This window comes from Scytonema millei VB511283 (genome assembly GCF_000817735.3).
GTDB lineage: Bacteria > Cyanobacteriota > Cyanobacteriia > Cyanobacteriales > Chroococcidiopsidaceae > Chroococcidiopsis > Chroococcidiopsis millei_B.
This window is the reverse complement of record NZ_JTJC03000017.1, coordinates 89,430-106,264: the sequence shown is the minus strand read 5'-3', so window position 1 is coordinate 106,264 and position 16,835 is coordinate 89,430. Positions and strand designations below refer to the sequence as shown.

Below are 16,835 nucleotides of genomic sequence, written 5' to 3'. Positions count from 1 at the left end.
CATTATTGGTCTACTAGCGATCGCTAAATGATTCGTGCAAGCTTTCAGTGAGGCGATCGCTCGTTAATGGTTCATTCTCAAACTTAGTTTTCTTGAATAGGTCTTAGAACAATGCCTTCAAAAAAAGTTGTATAGAGCTTATCTGGAGTCGTCCGTCCTGCGGTCAACTCAAGGCGAAAAGTATGCTGACCTTGAGATAACTCTACAACACCAAGTTCTTGATAAAGTTCTGGACCACCTGTAGCTGCCATATCTTCTGGTTTAAGCAATTCATTCTTAGTTTGTCTCTGTCGATTGACACGCCAATAGCTTTTTAGGGGAGCTGTAACTTGTGTCTTCTGACCTCCATCAATACTCCATGCAAACGGTGATGTCCAACGATACTTTTCCAGCAGGGAGTTTGTGGTTATCCCCATGAACAGTAACTGATAACGTCCCGGCTGGGGAACATTAATCGGGATCTCAACTGCATATCCTTCTGAACTGGGTTCGCTGCTCGCAAATATTTGCAGAAAAGGTTGCCAAAAGTCACTTGCAGGTGGAGGATTGTGCTTTCCAGGTTGAGCCAACGTCCATTCCTTTGTCCATTTACCTGATTTGGCTAAAAATACGTACTGTAAAGGATCGGACTTCTCTTGCGGTAGGCTGTACTTGGCTATTTTAATTTTACTTGCATCTCGGATGAAAGTCGTTTGGTCGATTGGTAGAGTGACCTCACCATTCTGAAGCTTTAGGGGTTTGCTGCGTCCCATTGCATCAATCAGCTGAGGAGTTTTACCTGGTAAAGGTGTTACTGCATAAGTGACACTTCCTCCACTCAAACCTGCCTGTAAAACTCTCCACGTTGCGATCGCCTCGTTGCCTTTTTGAAAGACGTAAATTTGCGCGGATGGACGCTCTATGCTTTCCACTACTTGCGCGTTACCAATAATATGCGCCGCTACTGAGTAAGTAATGCCATCTGGGAGCGGCGTTAAGTCGCGATCTACAAGTGCAGCAAAGCTATCGTAATTCGTGCCAAATCGTTTGTGGAAGAAATGAAATTGCCGTGCATATCCTTCCTTCATCCCTCTAAGACTAACTAAAGTTGGATCTTCCGTTCCCCAGATGGGGCGTTCCGCTGGCACGCCGTGTTTTGAGAGTAAAGCTTTATAAGGGGCTAAGTCATTAGTGTGAAAAGAAAAGACATCGATCAGAGGGGCTACATCTTGCTTCAGCACTTTATCTAGAAAGGACACGCCATGACTGGTAAAGCCAGAGGCAACAATCTGAGCTTTCGGATTAGCAGATTTTACTGCTCTGGCAGTTTGCCGGATCAGTTCGGCAAATTCCTCTGGTGTTCCTAACCAAAAGTTATTCGCATCTGGTTCGTTCCAAATTTCCCAAAATTGAATTTCTTGCTTAAACTCCCGCGCTGTTTTCTCCACAAGTTGATTCCATAACTGATAGTCTCTCGGCTTTACACGCGCCCATACTGCTGCACCTTCACCTGTTTCTTGTGTTTCCTGCGGACGAGAGGACAATTCGCGAGGCATTTCTGCAAACTCGCCCATCACGCTAATCCCTTCCCGATGCATAGCCTGAGCTATTCCTTTCCACTTGCTAAAACTGACTGAAACCTGCGCATCATTTTTGTTGGCACTAAGCAAGGGACAAAAAGTATGCAGTTTGAGAAAATCAGCTTTTGCAAAGATTTTTTGAAACAAGTTGTCAGACTCTGTTTTATCTGTTGGCTGAAGTTGATTTGCAGCGGTAGATATTTTTAAATCCCGCGCTTGAGCTGAGGTCGGCTTAACTTGTAGATTTTCATAAGACCAATGCCAAAAGTTGAGGCGACTCCAAGCAGCACCCAGTAGTCGGTGGCTGCGAGCTAAAGCGGTTGCTTTAGCAGGATCGTTTTCTCCATCATAAGGAATTGTAAACAAGCCCCAGCGAGAGTCAGGATTAACTGGACTAGGATCGAACACCACCCCAACTTTGGTTTTAGCCTCTACTTTTGACTGCCCTGCGCGTGCTGAGACTGTCAGATAATACAATCCACGATTAGGTAGTTGAAGATGCAACGGAATCCCTTTAGATGGATCGACCTGAGATCGTAATGGAATCTTAGCATTGCTAGTCCAAGAACCGTTATGCTCCCGTATCTTATACTCTACAACGTCAGGCTTATTTCCTGAAACTTGAATCATTAAGTCAACTGGCTGAGACTCAATAAATAAGTTACCAGGTTGTTTTGAACTCACCTTAACTTGAAAAGCATCAGACGTGCCAACAGCATCATTAAAAGTAGAAAGAACCACTGTTGCTGTACATGCGATCGCCAGGACAACATGGAAAAGGACGGATCTTTTGGCAGAAGGTTTAAACATTCTCATCTGTCTATAGGTGAAACTAGATGGAACCTAAGTTGGAAAATCTCTTGGAATACGATGTATTCTCCCAAGTCATCTGAGAATCTAGCAGCTTGTGTGTTCTTACTGTCTCACGACTGAATTCTAGAAAATTCCTTTCCCTGCTAAATTGGGATTAGTTGTAAAACCTCGCTCTAAGTAGTTCTGAGTACTTCCGTCATAAACAGTATATCTACTGTTACACTCCTTAGAATCGTTAATTATGGCTCCAATAACGTTCAGCTTGCTCAAAGCTTCTAAAGATTGAGTCAGATCGGATCGAGTCACGCGATCGAGGCGTTCAACTACCACAGTACCGCTACAAAGTGAGGCAATAATGCTAGCATCCGCCAATCCCAATACGGGGGGAGCATCTACTAGTACTAAATCGTAAGTTCGTTCAAAAGTTTCAATTAGATGCTTCATCCGTTGAGAGCTTAATAGCTTAACTATATCTGTTGGTGTTGGTCCTGCTGTCAAAACATCCAGTGAAGGTTGCACGGATTGAATGCAATCCCGTTCCCGTACATCTGCTTCTTCAGTCAATAGTGTAGATAACCCTCGTTCGTTAGATAGATTCAGTAGTTTGTGTATATTGGAGCGTCGTAGATCCGCATCAATTAGGAGAACTCGTCGTTGTAAACGGGCTACGCTCAGTGCCATACCAGCAGCTAGTGTTGACTTACCCTCACCAGTCAGTGCTGAAGTTAGTAACAAAGACTTGAAGGGTAGGGGTGAGCCTAAGATTTGGATGTTTTGATATATGAGATCTACAGACTCGCGGAAAGGAAACCAGTTTAATGCTTGTATTCGTTGAGAGGTTAAACTTTGCTGTTTGAAGAAAGGTAGAGCGATCGACGGCTTCTTAAGCTCAAAGTTTGGTAATTTTGGTGTAATACCCAATACAGGTAGGGAACTCAGTTTCTGTAGTTCGTCGCAAGAGTGAATAGTATCATCGAGTGCTTCAAGAAGAAAGGCAGCTCCAATACCTAAAACTAAACCAAATACTGCTCCTGATACCAAAAGCATTATTCTGCCAGTTCCCATGTATACACCAGGTTCGGGGTCTCGGATAATTTGCCAGTTAAATCCCCCTTGCGCAATTTTAATCCCCAAATTTTGTTGCGTCTGGAGAAGTTGCTCCAGGGTTTTTCGATTGATCGCAATTTCTGGCATGAGACGGTTGTACTCTGCTAATAGTTGTGGGTATTTAAGCAGAGTAGAGCGCAGTTGCTGTTCCGATTTAGCAAGGCTTTGGTCGCGGGCACTCAATCCAAACCAAACTACCTGTGCATCAACCAAGGCATCAACCAGCTTCCGGTCAGAATCGCCAAGCTGTAGTTGTTTGGGTAGAGATTTTTCTGTAGTACTTAATTGGGTAGGTAATCGATCCGCAGATCGCCCTGCTTCTGTACGTAATAGACCAATTAAGTTTTGACGCTGCTTGAGTAGATCTTGAACTTTGGGGTAATCGTCTCTGTATTGCACCCGCAGCTTTTCTAAAGTGACATCTAGTGCTTGAATTTCATCTAGCAATGACTGATAACGAGGAGATTGGCTGAGACGAGAGGCAATCAGTGCTTGCTGTGGCGATCGACTTATTTGCTGCTGTAGCTTATTGTAGCGAGCTTGTTGATCCTGAAACTGGGCGCGAATTGTTCGTCGCTCGCTCTCGACAGCCGCAAGTGCATCCAACAAATTTTTTGCCTGTACTTCTGGATCGAGTAGTTTATTTTGCTTGCGGAAATTTTCTAGGTTTGCCTCAGCCTGTGACACATCTTTTCGGATTTTGGGCAATTGTTCGTTAACAAAAGCAAGTCCATTGGTTAGGCGTAATTTTTGCTGTTCTAAATTATAAATTTGATAGACATTTTGTAGTGCTTGAAGAACCTTTTGACTCTTAATAGGGTCTCCTGCTACAAAAGTTACTTCAAAAACTTGACTGAGTGTTTGCAAAGTTTTTGTTCCGCTTTCTACTTGAGTTACTTTGAGCGGTGATTGTTTAACTTTCGCTGGTTTACCGTTGATCTCTTCTACTGTAATATTAGGGTACTCAGGACGAAGTAGTTCCACAGCCCTCTCTACGAGCTTCGGACTTGTCATCACGCTAAGTTGCGCCGTGTAGTCAACTTTAAGATTTGAGTCAGTAAAATCACTCTCCTCTACTCCTCCTTGTGCATTACTGTTTTGTCCCTGGTAAAGATTAGAGCTGACTAGCAACTGCATAGAACTCTGATATGTCGGCTTTGCCATCAGTGCCAGAAAGCTTGAGGCGGACAGAGGAATGCAGAAAAGACTTAAGATCAAAAGGCGGCGACGCAGTAAAACTGTAAATAGTTGCCGAAGATCGGTTGCATTGGCTCTATTCTCTACTCTATGCTCTACGGACAGTCGCTCGTTATCTAGACTAGTATCAGCCATCACTAATTCCTTCAGTGTTAAATGTTTTAACAGATGCTTTCAAGTACGTGGTTGGAGTGAGGTGCAGAGAGAATGAATTATCGTTAAGTCGAAAGCAGTGCGAAAAAGAAGATTTTGTCTCGCTGCGCCGATTGGATTGGTTTGCTGACATGAAAATGATAGTTGCAAGAATTGGCGATCGCGATCGCGGATTTCGGAAGCTAAAAATACTAAAAATAGCGATCGTACAACCTCATTGTTTCTGTTAAAGACCAATCTATCTTATCTAAAGATAGCTAAAATGTACTCGGAGTGTCTTTTTGACAACCTCATACTGCAACAGAAGTCAGCCAGTCAGGTATTCATGACGCAAACAACTATGACTTACCTGAATGTTACTATCCTTTTTAACTTACTTTAAATAATAGCAAACAATAACAAAATAAAAAAGTTAATTTGTAAAAATAAATGTATTTTTAATCGAGCTTGACTAGATCGGTGTATTAGTAAGTCGAATTGTTGAAACTTCATCATTAGTATTAATTTATTTGTACATCAATCTATACTAATTATTTTGTTCTCTCAAACAAATAATATATTCATGTCCGTCTCGGTTTAGAGACAGAGAGCCTCTAGATAGATTAGTTTTTTTATATCACTTATTATGCATCATAGTATACATATAAGTCATATCCCTACTAACTCCGCGCGACACCAGTTTGCAAAAGAGCTAATGCCCTGTTCTAAACTTACAGTTGGATCGAATCCTAAAGCACTTAATTTTGTTGTATCTGCTTTCCAATAAAGCGGTACACCTATGGGTACAACTCCATCAAATTCTGGATTACAGTCGTAGCATAGTGTATCTAGGACTAGACTTACTAACTCTGTAATAGTCACCTCACGACCGCTACCAATATTATAAACTTCACCCTGCATAGAGCCAGTAGTTGCAATAACAAATAAAGCCGCAGCGATATCGATAGCATGAATAAAATCACGGCTTTCTCGACCCGTTCCTTGTAATGTTGGCGACCTTTGCGTAATAATTTTTTGAAAAATATCCCAGACTACCTGTCGTCGTAAACCAGGACCATAAGCTGAAAAAATTCTAGCGCTAGCAGTTGGTAAACCATAAACATTAGTAAACTCTAAACACAATTGTTCGCACTGCCATTTATGAAATCCGTATGGTGAAACTGGCAGAGGAGAATGAGATTCACTCACAGGAAGTGACTGCGGATTTCCATAAACTGCTGCACTCGATAAAAAGATAAACCGACAATCTGGAGCATTAAGACGCAAAGTATTAAGTAGCTCAAATGTCACTCCTGTATTAGCGTAGAAGTCTTTAGCTGGATCTGTAACAGATAAATTAACGGAGGCGCTACCAGCACAATGAATGCAAACTTGAGGAGAGTGTTTTTGTAACAAATCGCCTAATGCCATATCTGGCAGATGAATTTGGTAATAGGCTGATAAGTTGAGTAGGGAAGCATGTTTAACAGAAGAAGTATCGATACCGATAACAGTCCAACCTTGCCTTAAAAAGTAACGGGAGACGTATCGACCAATGAAGCCGGCAGCGCCTGTTACTAAAACCGCTCTCGATTGAGTAACCATTGGTTGATAACAACCTCAATTAGATACAAAAAATAATGACTTCGACAGGTCATTTTATGACTACTTTAGTTATGGGAAGAAATCATTTCATGCCGAATCGTGGCAATATCCTCGATCGCATACGTATCACTACAGTTAGGTGAAGTTTGACCTATAGCTCTCAAATCGGCTTCTACCATTAAGGCGACGAGTTGCTCAAACGTCACTGAAGGTTTCCAACTCAACTGTTGTTGCGCCTTGGTAGCATCTCCGATCAACAAGTCTACTTCCGCTGGTCTGAGGTAGCGATCGTCAAATTCCACGTAACGCTGCCAATCCAGATTGACATAACTAAAAGCGAGATCGAGGAACTCCTTCACCGAGTGGGTTTCACCGGTTGCAATGACGTAATCATTTGCGTGTGGATGCTGTAACATCATCCACATGGCTCTGACGTAATCCTTGGCATAGCCCCAGTCTCTTTTAGCATCAAGATTGCCCAAATAGAGGACTTTTTGCTTGCCAGCGACAATCCGAGCGATCGCGCGTGTAATCTTGCGAGTGACGAAAGTTTCTCCTCGTCGCGGGCTTTCGTGGTTAAACAGTATGCCGTTACAAGCAAATAGCCCATATGATTCGCGATAGTTGATTGTTTGCCAGTGGGCGTAAACTTTAGCGCAGGCATAAGGACTGCGTGGATAAAATGGTGTAGTTTCCTTTTGCGGCACTTCCTGCACGAAACCAAACATTTCTGAAGATCCTGCCTGGTAGAACCGCACCTGAATTCCAGTTCTGTGCTGGTAGTCGCGAATCGCTTCCAACAAGCGTAGCGTTCCCATTCCCACCGAATCTACAGTATATTCTGGCGAGTCAAAACTCACGCGCACATGGGATTGAGAGCCTAAGTTATAAATTTCTATTGGTTGAACTTCTTCTAAAATGCGACGCAATGTAGTGCCATCAGTTAAGTCTCCATAGTGCAAAAATAACTGCGCTCCCTTTTGGTGCGGATCTTCGTAGATATGATCGATTCGGTCAGTATTAAATGTAGAAGTTCTACGAATAATACCATGCACTTCATAGCCCTGCTCTAGCAAAAACTCACTGAGGTAAGAGCCATCTTGTCCTGTGATGCCAGTAATTAATGCGCGTTTTTGTTGTTGCATCCTCAGTACCTTTTGTATCTTTAATCTAAATCTGTCAGTTATTACGTTAGTTGAGTTAATTTCTAGCAACTGAAACACTAGAAAGCAACTGCTCCCTAAGCTGAGCCTCGTCGTAAGGTTGTTTTCTAGCTCTGCACTGTCTAACCATACGCCTCAAAGCCTTTTCTGCCTGTTTGAGCTGTTGTGTAGTATGTTCTTCTGGACGAGATTTTTCAGATAATTTAGCAAATTCATCTGCCCACGGGGTGAACACTAGCCATGATACAAACCATGATATTGGTAGTACTTCTTCTATTGCTAGCGAAGTGCTATCTTCACTCATGTGCGTTGCTAATACGCACAACATTGCAACCTTGAGGAGTAGGTCGTTAGAGCGAGGTTGTGATAAAAAATCTAAAACTTCTGAACAAATAGCTAAGTGTAGTTCGATATTAAGTTTACTAACACGTCTAGCAACTTTTAAAAAATGATTTTTTTGCTCTTTTACATCAGGATAAGTATTTAGTAAGGTAGCTCTGTCAAGAACGCTCGGAGATTTCTCTACAAGCAATTTGGCGGTTTTGAGAATTTGTTGTTTATTTTCCTTAACGTACTGCTTAAAGAGTTTTAGCCTTGGCGACAAATTTTTGGGAAAGCCCTCTTTTTGTAAAAGATTCTTATACATATTAAACGAAGGACTATAAGCACCAAAGACTTCCCAAAACCACATATTTAAGAGCTTTTCTCGTTGACCTCTGGCGATCGAAGCACGATGCTCGATCTCTGTCTTATCGTAACGACTGACGCGCAAATGGCATAATTGAGCTGTTGCTGAATCGATCGCTTTTCTATGAACAAATGCAGCACTTATATTAACGATTTTTCCATTCTGGAGTTGTCGTTGATAAGTATTCCGCAGGATCACAGGTTCTTGACATTCTGGGCAATGAAGACCTAATAATAAAAAATCATCATAACTACAATCTTCTGCTGCCACTAATTGACCGCCATACCGGATTGAGCTTGCAAGTTTCATAAAGATTACCCTTTCTTTTTTTAGGTCGGTAAGTTATTCTTCTTTCATTCAGTACTAACAAACTGACGTAGGATAAAAGGTTTAAGCTACAGCAACACAGTCCAGAGTGAAATAAGCTCACGAAAGCAACTTTAAGAAATGTGCTGAATGCTCAAAAATTAAACTTTTACTAAAAGGTTTTTAAGAATTTTTTTAGTCAGTCGAAACTTGATTTCTGAGTCTACTGCGCTAGCAACTTTATAGATTTTATAGTGGCGTTTCCAAGATATTTTCTCGTTCTTGGAAAACATGATTTTCAACCATCGATGAATTCTCGTTTCGCAGACTTGCTCGACAACTTCTTTCGAGCAAATTATGTTAGCTAAAATATAACGTACAATTTGATAGCTTTCCTCAGCAAAGACCCCATTTCTACTAGCTTCATATCTTACTGTTTCTGAATGGGCGCGGTAATAGTTAAGCGGTTCTGATATAAAAGCAATATCAGAAACGAGAAGCATTTTTACCCACAGCAACCAGTCTCCACAGAGCCGTAAAGATTCGTCTGCATATCCTACTTTTTCGTATATACTACGCCTAATCAACACCGCACTAGCGTTATGAATTATGTTCTCAAAAATTAGGTATTTACTACATTCATCTATTCCATTATTTACAAAATCTTTCTCCCATCGTTCCTTGTCGGGGAAATAGAGTAAATCCTTACTATTAAATATAGAGCGATCGCATTCATCAATAAACCATGACAAGCAATAGGCTAACCCGACTGTAGGATTATTATCTAGCTTGTCAACCAGCTCTGCAAGCAGCCGTTTATCTGCGTAGTCGTCTGACTCGGCAATCCAAACATACTCTCCCTGTGCTAAACGAATTCCTTTGTTCCATTGTTTAAATGGAGAGCCACTATTCGTTTGATTGTAAATTGCTCGAATCCTAGAATTGTTAGCAAATTTAGCAAATACCTCATTACTATTATCTGTAGAAGCATCATCTAAATAAATAATTTCAAAATCTTGATAAGTTTGATCTAAGACACTTTGTATGCGTTGTTCGAGAAACTGTGCATGATTATAATTTGGAATAATAACGCTTACTTTAGGCATGTTTCTCTTGATAAGTAGGTTGTAAAGTCAGTTTTCCTATCTCTCAGCGCCATTCGAGTAGCTTCTAAATAAGCATGTCCCCATTTCTGGCAAGGTTCAAGATGATTACCCTCAGCCCACTCATTCCAAGCATTAATAAAAACAATTTTCTCGGTAGAGTAGTTATTAGCTAAAGTGTTGTCAACAATCGTTCTTAACCAAGACTCGTAAACTTCAGGTGTAGAATTTTGGAGAATTATGGCACCAGCTTGACGGCGTGCAGTATTGTCCCACGATGGTGTAACGCAGGGAAATCGCTGATAGGTTGGATTTGACTTCGCCAGCATATGTTTAACAATAGTTGAGTACTCATATATGTTGTGATTTCCATAAGCTTGATGGGCTAGTCCTAACTTTCTAGCTAGATGCCAAAGCCTACCTTTTTGCAGAGGCAAACCTAGTTGAGTCCAGTCTGGTTGAAACTCTACAGATGCATCAAAACCAATCAATCTTGGATCTTCTTGTTCGCTAGCAAAACTTTCGACTCTACAGAGAAAAATTTCTCCAACACCAAGCCTTTTTGCCTCCTCACGCCAAATTTTTACGGTTTGCTGCGGGTTTGGTAGTTTCGTAGCTCGATACACCAAAAATAAAGGCTTACCATCAACTTTGATATATCGACGATCTGAGAATGCTTGAGCAAGCCACTGCATGTGTAGTCTATCGTCTTCTTCGCTGTAAATTTGCTTGAGAAGAAGATTTTGCTCTTTACCATCCCATCTTCTCGTCCAATTTTCGTTCGCCCAACAAAGGCAAAAAGGAAAATCTGGTTGTCCAGAATTTAGCACATCATTGAAAGGGCGTTCTAATAAGCGCTTGCCATTGAACCAGTAGTGATAATAACAAAAGCCATAAATTCCATACTCTTTAGCTAAGTCTGCTTGAGCCTGACGAGTTTCGGATAGACGCAAATCATAAAAGCCTAAATCGGCTGGCAAGTGAGGCTGATAATGCTCTGAGAATAAAGGTTTAGCTTTAGTGACGTTAGTCCACTCAGTAAATCCCTTACCCCACCATTCATCATTTTCTGGGATAGGGTGATACTGAGGAAGGTAAAAAGCAATTAGGCGAGCTTGCATATCACAGTTAAGAATAATAAATTTTGTTAAATTAATACTATTTCTGCAAATTTTCGTAACTCTTAGTTTGAGCTAAACCAGTAAGCCAACTATTTTATATGAATTCAACAGATTATGGTCAAATTTGAGTTTGAAAAACTCAATTGATAACATTTTTTATGACGCTAGCGTTCTAGTTTTTATGAGCTAGACGCACTAAGACAAAAGGATAAAGAGTGCTATTTGAGTAAACACATTCTATTATTTCCTTCTCTATAAAGGTTGTCGATACAGGAAAGTTCAGGAACGGTTCCATAGTTTATAAAATCTTATTGCCTGTAGCGGAAAGAACAATTATCTATAACTTTAGAGAGAGCGTTCACTATGAACTGAGAAGTTTAAGTATAACTAGTTTTCTAATTCAGAATTATTGGATCTAGATTCCGTAGTAATCGCGCTTCCTTGCAAATTCCAATATTCTTTTTGATTTTTTATGTACCTTCGCACTCCCTCACAAAAAAACTACATACTTGGACAAAAACTACAGTTTTCTGTTTGAGCCAATATTAGTAATTTAGCGATCGCTACAATAACAACAATATAGTGAAGAGCTTCTCCTCTACCAACCTACTACTCGTTTGGCAATACAATCATTTAACTGCTATAAGATACCTGAACTTTCCCCCCTGGACAGTAATTAATAGACTCCGCATATTTAAAATTAGTAGTTTGTTTATATGAAGAGCTATTTGTTAAATAAGATTTATACTTCAATAAAATATCAATAGCTCTGGCATTTTTGAATTCTGAGAGAAGGAGAATAATTTCTATGGCTTCCACTCAGCTATCGTCTGAATTGCAAGAATTCTCATCTACTTCCGATATGGTCACTTTTAACTATGCCGAACTAGACAGTGAAACGCGAGCCGCTATTCAGCAAAATACCAGTGAAATCAAAAGTTTAATGCGTCGTACCTCTCAAGATATTATTCATATCGGACAAAAGTTGAGAGCAGTTAAGCAACAGCTAGAACATGGACGTTTCCGAAAGTGGCTAAAAGCTGAATTTGATTGGAGTGTTTCTGCTTCAACCAAATTCATCCAGGTCAGCGAACAGTTTAAATGTGTAAATTTTACCCATTTAAATATTGCTAATTCTGCCCTTTATCTCTTGGCTGCTCCTTCTACACCTGAAGTAGCTCGTCAAGAGGCTCTCCGTCGCGCTAGTTCAGGAGAGACAATTACTTACTCCAAAGCTAAGGTAATTACTCAGAAATATAAAAAAGTCGTTCAACCTGAAACCGAAACAGTTACAATCGATATTGATGCTAAAACTTTAGGACAAGATTCATCTTTAACAGCAGTAAGTTATCCACAACAACCTACTTCTGTTTCTATCGTACCTACATCTGATTTACTAACAAATGAGCAAGAATTACAGTCTGAAGAACATGCTTCAGAATCACTCGTGTATGGTCAATCGCTGTTTCAAAACTCAAACGAAAATCATTTGAATTACACCGTAGCTAATGCTAATTTTTCTACAATTTCACGATTAGCTAATAATAATACTGACGTGATTTGTCAGATTTTTATTAATCATATAGAGCGCCTAACTGACGCTCAAATTCTGTCTGTCTGGTATGCGATCGCCGATCGCGTTCCTTCAGAGCTTCGGATGTTAAACAATTAGCTTGGTATTGAATTGAACCACTTGGTACAAAATATCAGGTAGTAGCTATTTCTACGAGCTACTGCATATTTTGTTTGAAAAAAAGAGATTTTGCTTTCATTATTTACAATGTTTTTTTAAATTAGCTCTTTGAATTCAGACTCAAATTAAATAAATTTAATAAACTATTGATTTATCTTACTTTTAAACAAAGCGTGAAATTAACAATATATTTACCAGTCCTTTGCGATTGTTAGTTATTAGTCAACTAAACTGATATTTATCGTTTAAATGAAGTTACTATGCGTACATGAAATAGTGTCTTTCATTTGAGTTAAAGGTGATAAATGTTGAAAGATGATAACCGATCGCAAAAGACAAGTATGATAACGAGTATTTTATTTCAAAGTAAAGTATTCGTTGCCATCAACACTTATCCTTATTCAACTATACTCTTTTATGCTTGAAAAGCACTGTGGACAAGATCGAAACATTCCACCTATTTACTGTCCCTATTGTAATCGACGATTATGGTATATGGGAAAACACAAATTATTTCTGTTTCCTACGAGCAACTCAGGCGATCGACCACAAATTATTGAGAGTAATTCTACGGTGGAAGAATTATTGTGTGGAGAACATGGTAAGTTCTTTGTAGAACTTAAAGAATAAGATAAGTTCTATATTAGATGTCCCAATTAAATGCTTGTAATTCAAATATAACCGCTTTATATTCATAGCGTCCCTTATCCTTCATAAAATATCCGAACTTTTCCATATCAACAAAGTTTGAGCTTAACAGCTATCATGAGCCTAACGTTTCCCCAAACTTTAAAAGTGAAGTCTTTCGAGCGTATGTATATCAAGCATAGTATAGATAAATCTATCCTGATTGGCGATCGCGATTTTTTAACCTTTAACTAAAAACTAGTTTGATTCGCAAGCATCTAAAAAGATTGTAGTAGGTTAATAATGAGAATTGGATTTGTTTCTCGATGGAATTTAGCAGATCCAGAGATTCGCCGCCGAGCATTTTCTGGGATTATATGGCATGTTCTAAAAGAATTTGAAGCTCAAGGAGATCGAGTTGAATATATTGGTCCAGTTCAACAGAATTTAATAGCTAAGTCTGTGAACACGGGGATTAAAGTACTTAATCGATTAACAGTGTTTACTCCACCTGTCTATGGTAAATACCATCCTGTGATTCTAGAGCAAATGGCGCGGCAGGCGGAGCAGCTAGTTGCCGATCGAAAAGTAGATGTTTTGCTCGCTCAAGATTCTACTGTAATGGCTCACTTCCCGCCCAGTATTCCACTTGTCTATTGGCGAGATGCTAATTTTGCTGACATACAAGACGCTTACAAAGTATACTCAAATCTTCATCCCCTCAGCGTTGAGTGGGCTCATAAGCACGAGCGTAAGGCGATGAATCGTGCAGACTTAAATATATTCTCCTCTGAATGTTCGTATAAAACTGCGACTTCAACTTACGGTATTCCATCTGCCAAAGTCGCAGTAGTACCGTTTGGTGCGAACCATGATTTTGTAGTGAGTTCAGAAGATACTGAGCGCTATATCACTGGCAGATCGCGCGATTTGTGCCGCTTACTATTTATTGGTATTGAGTGGGAACGCAAAGGTGGTGATACCGCTGTTGAGATTTGTCGTATCCTCAATCAGAAGGGCATTCCTACGACGTTGGATATTATCGGTTCAGACTTCGCAGTCGATCCAGCAATCAGTCATAAAGTTAGCATTCATGGGCGGGTAGATAAATTTACCAGTGAAGGCAGTACAAAGTTGCAGCATCTACTCGAACAATCTCACTTTTTGGTTCATCCAGCGCGTGCAGAGGCTTACGGTTGCGTTCTATGTGAAGCTTGCTCATTTGGTATTCCTTGCGTTACGAGTTCCGTGGGTGGTATTCCCACCATTATTAAAAACGGAAAAAATGGTGTATCTTTTCCAGCAAGCACGCCCGCTTCTACATATGCTGCATACATTGAAGAGACTTTTCGCAATTTCGATCTGTATATTCGGCTAGCAAAAGCTACACGCTCAGAATACCAAGAGCGTCTAAATTGGCAGGTTGCAGTAGCCAAAGCTAGAGAACTCATAGCTGAGATGCTGGAAAGAAAACAAGATTTGTTTACACCTTCTGAAAAGGTTGAACTGTGTACTGACAATACACCGATCGTGCCTGGAGCAGGCTACAAAATTACTAGGAATTGAGATATGGCAAACCTTTCTACCATAAAACATCTATACCAGTCTAATCGGTTGTATCACCCAGCTCGAACCCTATATTGGCGATTGCTAAAACAAGAGCGTCTAGTCAAATTCCATCAAGAAGTCACCTTCTACTCTCAGCTATTAGAACCTAACAGCCTATGCTTCGACATCGGTGCAAACATTGGTGAGAAGACAGAAGCACTTTTCAAAGCCGGTATGAGAGTAGTAGCATTTGAACCACAGCCTAACTGTATGAAAGAACTTGCAGCACGATGCAGTCGCTATCGTAGCAAATTAGCTAAATGTGAATGCGCCGTTGGTGCAGAACCTGGGATTACTGAATTGTACGTTCATACTCACCACGCTCACTCAAGCTTAGACCAGAATTGGACAGTAAGTGAAGTTGTATCTAGTATTTATGTACCTGTAGTGACTCTCGATCGCGCGATCGCTAAGTTTGGAAGACCACAATACTGCAAGATCGATGTTGAGGGATGGGAGTATGAAGTTTTAAAGGGATTAACACAACCAATACCCCTAATTTCATTTGAATACCATCTTCAGGAAGATAATATTGATAAAACCCTTGCTTGTATTGACTATTTGTCGCACCTTGGAGATTTATATATTAACATTACGCCAGCAGAAACGTTACTGTTTACATTTCAGGAATGGTTGCCCGTCAAAGAATTTCTTAAGTCTTTTCCTGATAGTTTTCGTTCTCGCCAGGAATACAATTATGGAGATATTTTTGTGAAAATTCAATAGCTATAGGTAAAGACAGAATTAACTCAATAGAAGCTCCGACTTTAGCATTCGTCATTATTCTTATTTTGTTCGGCGCGAACAGTGTATTTTTTTGAACAAAATTTAGCAATCTTTACAACTTAGAAATGAATGTCATTCAAGTCTTTTAGGACTGAACTTTATGGTATCGACATCATTTACTCTCCAGAATAGCATGTAAACAACATCTAAAGCCATCCAATATTGAAAAAAGTTTACTTTTGACCAACTCACGTAGAGATTAAAACTTAGAGTGAGAGATTGAAAAGCTAATCTAGAATTCTAGCTAATTTATATATAAAACAAGGGGTAAACAGCCGCAGATGACTCGATTAGTTAACCAAAAATTGTCTAAGGTAGTTTATAAACCCGATAGCCAACTGAGAAATCCGGTGCGGCTATGTCAAGAGATGGCGCGAGATCTACTTGCTTCTCGGGAACTAGCATGGCAGTTAATGGTGCGAGACATTAGCGCTCAATATCGCCAGTCCTTACTTGGGATCTGCTGGGCTGTAATTCCACCTATTATCACAGCTTTAGGCTTCACTTTTGCTAACAATACCAATATCGTAAATATTGGAGCAACAGACATGCCTTATCCAGCTTACGTGATGTTTAGCATGACCCTTTGGCAGACATTCGTAGAAGCACTAACTAGCCCTATTCAAGCAGTTACTAGTGCAAAGCAAATGTTGGTTAAAATTAATTTTCCCCGAGAAGCACTGATTCTAGCTAAACTAGGTCAGATATTTTTTAGTTTTGCTATTAAGTTAATTTTAATTATAGCGTTGTTTTTGTGGTATCAGATCCCAGTAAGTTGGACTGCGATCTTAGCGCCAGTAGCATTAATTCACTTAGTTATACTAGGAACATGTTTCGGTTTGCTACTAGCACCTCTAGGAGTTTTATATAACGACATTCTCAAAGGGATTACTTACCTTACTGGCTTTTGGCTATTTTTAACGCCAGTAGTTTATCCACTTCCCAACGGAGGAGGATTAGCAACACTTGTGCAACTGAATCCAGTCACTCCTTTACTAGTAACGACGCGAGAGTTAACGACGACAGGTGTGGTATCAAATCCATTTGGATTTTGGCTTGTGAGTCTTCTTGCCATAGTAGGACTGCTCTTAGGGTGGTTGGTATACCGTCTAGCTATGCCTTTTGTAGTTGAGAGAATAAGTTCTTAAAAGGAATTAAATTTTCGAGAAGCAGAATTTTAAGTACTTAACCCGATCGCTCTGAATTTTACTAAAAACTCATCCTGAAAGTTAAAAATATTGTTTTATGATTAAAACGCTGACGCAACGTTCCTTCCCTATTTCAATACTAAATATTTTCGGCAGACGTAACACATTCAAAGCCACTA

Annotated in this window: 13 protein-coding genes; 6 read left to right on the top strand and 7 right to left on the bottom strand. The window is 40.0% G+C overall.

Features of this window, described 5'->3' with window-relative positions:
- Positions 1-83 precede the first annotated feature (83 nt).
- Both QH73_RS26070 and QH73_RS26065 read right to left on the bottom strand, forming a co-directional pair.
- Positions 84-2,369, bottom strand: coding sequence for a GH39 family glycosyl hydrolase (locus QH73_RS26070; RefSeq protein ID WP_039713792.1), 2,286 nt, complete (start codon positions 2,367-2,369; stop codon positions 84-86).
- A 126-nt stretch (positions 2,370-2,495) separates the two neighbouring features.
- On the bottom strand, positions 2,496-4,811 hold the full coding sequence (locus QH73_RS26065; RefSeq protein WP_063777301.1) for a GumC family protein: 2,316 nt from the start codon (positions 4,809-4,811) through the stop codon (positions 2,496-2,498).
- A 14-nt stretch (positions 4,812-4,825) separates the two neighbouring features.
- Between QH73_RS26065 and QH73_RS26060 the strand changes: the two genes are divergently transcribed.
- Positions 4,826-5,059 (top strand): hypothetical protein, encoded by a 234-nt coding sequence (locus tag QH73_RS26060; protein ID WP_165587788.1) that lies wholly within the window; start codon positions 4,826-4,828, stop codon positions 5,057-5,059.
- A 418-nt stretch (positions 5,060-5,477) separates the two neighbouring features.
- On the opposite strand, the gene QH73_RS26055 is transcribed toward QH73_RS26060, so the two are convergent.
- The 5 genes from QH73_RS26055 to QH73_RS26035 all read right to left on the bottom strand — a co-directional run bounded on the left by QH73_RS26055 (position 5,478) and on the right by QH73_RS26035 (position 10,794).
- Positions 5,478-6,413: an NAD-dependent epimerase/dehydratase family protein gene (locus tag QH73_RS26055; protein WP_039713793.1), complete on the bottom strand. Its 936-nt coding sequence runs from the start codon at positions 6,411-6,413 to the stop codon at positions 5,478-5,480.
- Between the two features lie 65 nt (positions 6,414-6,478).
- Positions 6,479-7,558, bottom strand: a complete 1,080-nt coding sequence (gene gmd / locus QH73_RS26050) for a GDP-mannose 4,6-dehydratase (protein ID WP_039713794.1) — start codon at positions 7,556-7,558, stop codon at positions 6,479-6,481.
- Between the two features lie 55 nt (positions 7,559-7,613).
- Positions 7,614-8,573 (bottom strand): hypothetical protein, encoded by a 960-nt coding sequence (locus tag QH73_RS26045; RefSeq protein ID WP_039713795.1) that lies wholly within the window; start codon positions 8,571-8,573, stop codon positions 7,614-7,616.
- 158 nt (positions 8,574-8,731) lie between these two features.
- On the bottom strand, positions 8,732-9,676 hold the full coding sequence (locus QH73_RS26040) for a glycosyltransferase family 2 protein (RefSeq protein ID WP_052289794.1): 945 nt from the start codon (positions 9,674-9,676) through the stop codon (positions 8,732-8,734).
- Positions 9,664-10,794 (bottom strand): glycoside hydrolase family 99-like domain-containing protein, encoded by a 1,131-nt coding sequence (locus QH73_RS26035; RefSeq protein ID WP_039713796.1) that lies wholly within the window; start codon positions 10,792-10,794, stop codon positions 9,664-9,666. The genes QH73_RS26040 and QH73_RS26035 overlap by 13 nt, the downstream gene beginning before the upstream one ends.
- Positions 10,795-11,602: 808 nt before the next feature.
- Here QH73_RS26035 and QH73_RS26030 point away from each other — a divergent pair.
- The 5 genes from QH73_RS26030 to QH73_RS26015 all read left to right on the top strand — a co-directional run bounded on the left by QH73_RS26030 (position 11,603) and on the right by QH73_RS26015 (position 16,656).
- The gene (locus QH73_RS26030; protein WP_052289795.1) at positions 11,603-12,466 is read left to right on the top strand and encodes a DUF3102 domain-containing protein; all 864 of its coding nucleotides are present in this window, start codon (positions 11,603-11,605) and stop codon (positions 12,464-12,466) included.
- Between the two features lie 516 nt (positions 12,467-12,982).
- A complete protein-coding gene (locus QH73_RS29050; RefSeq protein ID WP_286194201.1) occupies positions 12,983-13,117 on the top strand; it encodes a hypothetical protein in 135 nt (44 codons plus the stop codon).
- A gap of 300 nt (positions 13,118-13,417) precedes the next feature.
- On the top strand, positions 13,418-14,680 hold the full coding sequence (locus QH73_RS26025) for a glycosyltransferase family 4 protein (RefSeq protein ID WP_039713797.1): 1,263 nt from the start codon (positions 13,418-13,420) through the stop codon (positions 14,678-14,680).
- A gap of 3 nt (positions 14,681-14,683) precedes the next feature.
- Complete coding sequence (locus QH73_RS26020) at positions 14,684-15,448, top strand: FkbM family methyltransferase (protein ID WP_052289796.1); 765 nt, start codon at positions 14,684-14,686, stop codon at positions 15,446-15,448.
- Between the two features lie 341 nt (positions 15,449-15,789).
- Positions 15,790-16,656 carry an ABC transporter permease gene (locus QH73_RS26015; RefSeq protein WP_132867246.1) on the top strand — a complete coding sequence of 289 codons (867 nt, stop codon included), beginning with the start codon at positions 15,790-15,792 and terminating at the stop codon, positions 16,654-16,656.
- Positions 16,657-16,835: the final 179 nt, after the last annotated feature.

Excerpts from the sequence above, each read along its gene's own strand:
- QH73_RS26070 (WP_039713792.1), bottom strand. The coding sequence starts at position 2,369 with ATGTTTAAACCTTCTGCCAAAAGATCCGTCCTTTTCCATGTTGTCCTG.
- QH73_RS26065 (WP_063777301.1), bottom strand. The coding sequence starts at position 4,811 with ATGGCTGATACTAGTCTAGATAACGAGCGACTGTCCGTAGAGCATAGA.
- QH73_RS26055 (WP_039713793.1), bottom strand. The coding sequence starts at position 6,413 with ATGGTTACTCAATCGAGAGCGGTTTTAGTAACAGGCGCTGCCGGCTTC.
- gmd (WP_039713794.1), bottom strand. The coding sequence starts at position 7,558 with ATGCAACAACAAAAACGCGCATTAATTACTGGCATCACAGGACAAGAT.
- QH73_RS26045 (WP_039713795.1), bottom strand. The coding sequence starts at position 8,573 with ATGAAACTTGCAAGCTCAATCCGGTATGGCGGTCAATTAGTGGCAGCA.
- QH73_RS26040 (WP_052289794.1), bottom strand. The coding sequence starts at position 9,676 with ATGCCTAAAGTAAGCGTTATTATTCCAAATTATAATCATGCACAGTTT.
- QH73_RS26035 (WP_039713796.1), bottom strand. The coding sequence starts at position 10,794 with ATGCAAGCTCGCCTAATTGCTTTTTACCTTCCTCAGTATCACCCTATC.
- QH73_RS26030 (WP_052289795.1), top strand. The coding sequence starts at position 11,603 with ATGGCTTCCACTCAGCTATCGTCTGAATTGCAAGAATTCTCATCTACT.
- QH73_RS29050 (WP_286194201.1), top strand. The coding sequence starts at position 12,983 with ATGGGAAAACACAAATTATTTCTGTTTCCTACGAGCAACTCAGGCGAT.
- QH73_RS26025 (WP_039713797.1), top strand. The coding sequence starts at position 13,418 with ATGAGAATTGGATTTGTTTCTCGATGGAATTTAGCAGATCCAGAGATT.
- QH73_RS26020 (WP_052289796.1), top strand. The coding sequence starts at position 14,684 with ATGGCAAACCTTTCTACCATAAAACATCTATACCAGTCTAATCGGTTG.
- QH73_RS26015 (WP_132867246.1), top strand. The coding sequence starts at position 15,790 with ATGACTCGATTAGTTAACCAAAAATTGTCTAAGGTAGTTTATAAACCC.